Source organism: Loktanella agnita (assembly GCF_046640325.1).
Taxonomy (GTDB): Bacteria; Pseudomonadota; Alphaproteobacteria; order Rhodobacterales; family Rhodobacteraceae; genus Yoonia; species Yoonia agnita.
Genome location: NZ_JBJMBF010000040.1, coordinates 1 through 1,996 on the forward strand (window position 1 = coordinate 1; position 1,996 = coordinate 1,996).

1 protein-coding gene is annotated in these 1,996 nt (G+C 48.6%); it reads left to right on the top strand.

Annotation, left to right across the window (positions count from 1 at the left end; genetic code table 11):
* The first annotated feature begins 107 nt into the window (after positions 1–107).
* Positions 108–1,544 carry an ATP-binding protein gene (locus tag ACJ5NV_RS20335; protein WP_411646698.1) on the top strand — a complete coding sequence of 479 codons (1,437 nt, stop codon included), beginning with the start codon at positions 108–110 and terminating at the stop codon, positions 1,542–1,544.
* Positions 1,545–1,996: the final 452 nt, after the last annotated feature.

Below are 1,996 nucleotides of genomic sequence, written 5' to 3' on the forward strand. Positions count from 1 at the left end.
CGTTTCAGTCCCATAGTCAATCTCCTTTGTTGCAGTAAATGCTATCAAAGGAGCGGCATCAAACCGCGACAGGTCCACTATTGGATCGTGTCGGGAGTGACCATAACGTGTTCCGTCGTACAATGGAGACGGTCCCCGAAATTGATGCAAACTGCTTTTCACTGGAAGGGCAAAGGCTTACGAACTTTATGCAGGTTATCTCGGATGTACAAACCGAGGGGCCAAAGTTGTCCCTTGGTCACTTTACACTTGATGACGAAGCCATTGCATATCTCAATGGGAATAAGCTCTTTCAGCGCCATGCTGTGATCGTAGGAGGCACTGGCTCTGGTAAGTCATGGACCACTGCTCGACTATTGGAGCAAGTCGCGGAGTTGCCGCAGGCGAACGCGGTCCTTTTCGACATTCATGGCGAATATCGCCCACTCAAGAGCGATTCATTTAAACATCTAAAAGTTGCGGGTCCTTCAGATTTTGAGAACAAGCGAGGCTTGAAGGACGGAGTACTACATCTTCCTTACTGGTTGTTAGGATACGAGGCACTCGTATCAATGTTCGTTGATCGTAGTGATCAGAACGCGCCAAACCAGTCTATGGTCATAACGCGAGCCATCGTCGACGCCAAAAAATCAACTCTTGATCCGGTAAAACACAAGGATATTCTTGAGAACTTTACAATCGATAGCCCCGTTCCCTTTGATATCAACGCAGTCTTAATTAGGCTTAAAAGACTCGATGAACAAATGGTCGAAGGCGCAAAAGCCGGGACCGAGAAGCAGGGTCCATACCATGGTAAGCTAAGCCGACTGATTGGACGGCTGGAAGCCAAACAAAATGATCGCCGATTAGCATTCCTTTTCCAGCCCCCTAAGGAGTGCATGGACATGGGATGGCTTGAACAGATGGTACATGCGATCTCTGCTGGTCGCGGTGCACAAGGTGGTGGGACCGGTGGCATCAAAATCATCGACTTTTCAGAAGTACCGTCTGACATTCTACCTTTGATGGTAAGTCTTCTCGCTCAGATTATTTTTTCCACAAGTATTTGGACAGAAAGTGAAAAGCGCCACCCAATCGCAATCATGTGCGACGAGGCTCATCTATATATTCCAGAGAGGATGCAGGCTGATAGTTCCGACTCCGTTGCAGTCGAAATCTTCGAGCGGATTGCAAAGGAAGGCCGTAAATATGGCATAGGGCTGGTTGTAATCAGCCAGCGCCCGTCCGAAGTAAATCGAACAGTACTTAGCCAATGCAACAACGTCATCGCAATGCGACTGACAAACGGCGATGACCAAAATGTGATACGGAGATTACTCCCCGACAGCTTGGGTAGTTTTGGTGACCTTTTGCCCGTGTTGGATATTGGGGAGGCATTGGTCGTTGGTGATGCAAGTTTACTACCAACCCGAGTGCGTATAACCGAACCTACTATGAAACCTGACAGCCAAACTGTCCGGTTCTGGGATAGATGGAATGAGCCAGAATCGAAGTCGGGGACCCCATCAGCAATCCGGTCTTGGCGGCGGCAAAGTATGAAATAGGTTTGCGATCCTATTTTTGGGTTTTAGCGGATGGCCGGTTCGCTGAAGCTGCGCCGCAGAGTTGATCGACTAAGTCAACGGCAGGTTTGGGCCGTTTCCTGTCATTTGAAGCGTTATTGATTCGTACAGCCTATCTGATTTTAGCAACTATAGATTGCATTTTACTGTTTTCGCCAGGTGTGCCGCATCGGGCGGTTTTCAACAAAACAAGGCGATTTTGGCGTTTCAAAAATAAGTTTGAAACCCATGAAGATTGCTACGTAACTTAGGCCCCCGGAAATGGCCTCAAGTGATTGAAATAGCGCCTGTAATTTCCCGCCTTGGCGCGCCCTTCACAGATCGATTTTTAGAGTGTTTATCGGTCTGACGAAGCGTTTATCGGCGGTATTTGCTTCATGTCGGTCCCGATGCGCCAACATCGGAACCGACGAGACTTTGGGACATCCGAGAGG